The organism is Brachyspira catarrhinii (genome assembly GCF_005518285.1).
GTDB lineage: Bacteria > Spirochaetota > Brachyspiria > Brachyspirales > Brachyspiraceae > Brachyspira > Brachyspira catarrhinii.
This window is the reverse complement of record NZ_SJDU01000461.1, coordinates 1-1,598: the sequence shown is the minus strand read 5'-3', so window position 1 is coordinate 1,598 and position 1,598 is coordinate 1. Positions and strand designations below refer to the sequence as shown.

Genomic DNA, 1,598 nt, shown 5'->3' with positions numbered 1-1,598 from the left:
ACAATGAAGTTAATGAATATTATAAACTATTAACTTTTTTTTGGGGAATACAAATATCAGCTTTGGCAATTTCTTCTCAATTTTTATTTTTTTTATTAAAAAATAAAAATGATAATAATATTATTATGTTAATAAGTGTTATTATTTTTGGTATTTCAATATTATCTTCATTGATAACTTTTGTACAGTTTTATGATTTAACTTTGAAAAAAAGTAAAATAATTTCTTTTTTACATCATATTCTAGTTATAGAATATATTTTAAATAGAAATATATCATCTGTTGTAATTTCAAATGATAAATTATTATATATTGAGAAATTATTTCCATTTAATTTTAAAATACTTATATTGGTATTGGAATTGATATGGAATTTTTTTTCTGCAATTAGTCTTGGATATTATTTTATTATGAAATTTAATTTACAGGATAGAAATATTTTATGTAATATTATTGTAATTTTATTATTCGTAATATTCAATGCTATTCAATTAGCACTTTCATATTATATAAATAGGTATAGAAAAGCAAAATATAAAATAGGTGAGAATATATATGCTGATATTATTATTGAAGTTAATAATATTGATTCATTGTAGTATTGTATTTATATATTATTTTAATTGGCAATAGATAAAAGTTATTGAGTTTAGTATAATGGAAAACATAAATTTAACAAAAACAGAAATTATTGATTTGATTATTAAATATCATAATAATAATACATATAAAGTATTATTTTTTATAGAATATGATTGTAATATTAAATTCAAGATAGAAGTTAGTAATAGAATAAATCCATTTAATGGTACAATGTACTTTTATTATAAATTAAAATATAATGGTCAATTATCCGATATTGAATTCTTTAATTTTATTAATGATATGACCTGTATATATCAAACAGATCCAGAAAAAGTATTAATGAGTTTATTTAAATTATTATCTTATGAAGAAATAGAAAATATAAAAAATATTTTAATTAATAACAATCGTATAACTAATAAATATTCTCATATCAAAGAAAAAATTCTAAATTTAAATATGGCTAAAGATATAAATAATTCTATTATCGTTAGAGTTGATGAATTTATAAAATGTTTAGATAATGAAATACCTTTATCAGCTATATTTTTAGCAGGTAGTATATTAGAAAGTGTATTGTTAAATTGTGCTATGCAAAATGATGCTTTATTTAAAAAAACTATGTCTATTAAAAAGAATCAAAATAAAGATTTTTCTAAATGGGTATTAGATGATTTTATAGATATATCAAAGGAAGTAGGTTTGATAAAACAAGATATGAAAATGTTTTGTGATGTAATAAGAGAGTTTAGAAATTATATACATCCTCATAAAGAAATTAAAAATGGATTTACTCCAGATATGCACACAGCTAAAATGTGTTTTAATACTTTAGAAATTACTTTTGAACAGATAGCTGAAAATATAGATAACATTAAAATAGAATAATTATTTTTTGTTTGATGTTGGGTAATCAGCAGCACTTACAGGGGGCATTTGATAATGGAAAGCGATACCGTTCGGGTAGGTGCTACAGCTCGTAGTTTTTAATTTTTTTTCTAAAAAAGTTACTG

General features: G+C 20.0%; 2 protein-coding genes. Both read left to right on the top strand.

Annotation, left to right across the window (positions count from 1 at the left end):
- Positions 1-599 (top strand): hypothetical protein (locus EZH24_RS14260; RefSeq protein WP_161976158.1); only part of this gene is annotated, 599 nt, incomplete at its 5' end.
- A 58-nt stretch (positions 600-657) separates the two neighbouring features.
- Positions 658-1,473 carry a hypothetical protein gene (locus EZH24_RS11510; protein ID WP_137999234.1) on the top strand — a complete coding sequence of 272 codons (816 nt, stop codon included), beginning with the start codon at positions 658-660 and terminating at the stop codon, positions 1,471-1,473.
- Positions 1,474-1,598 lie beyond the last annotated feature (125 nt).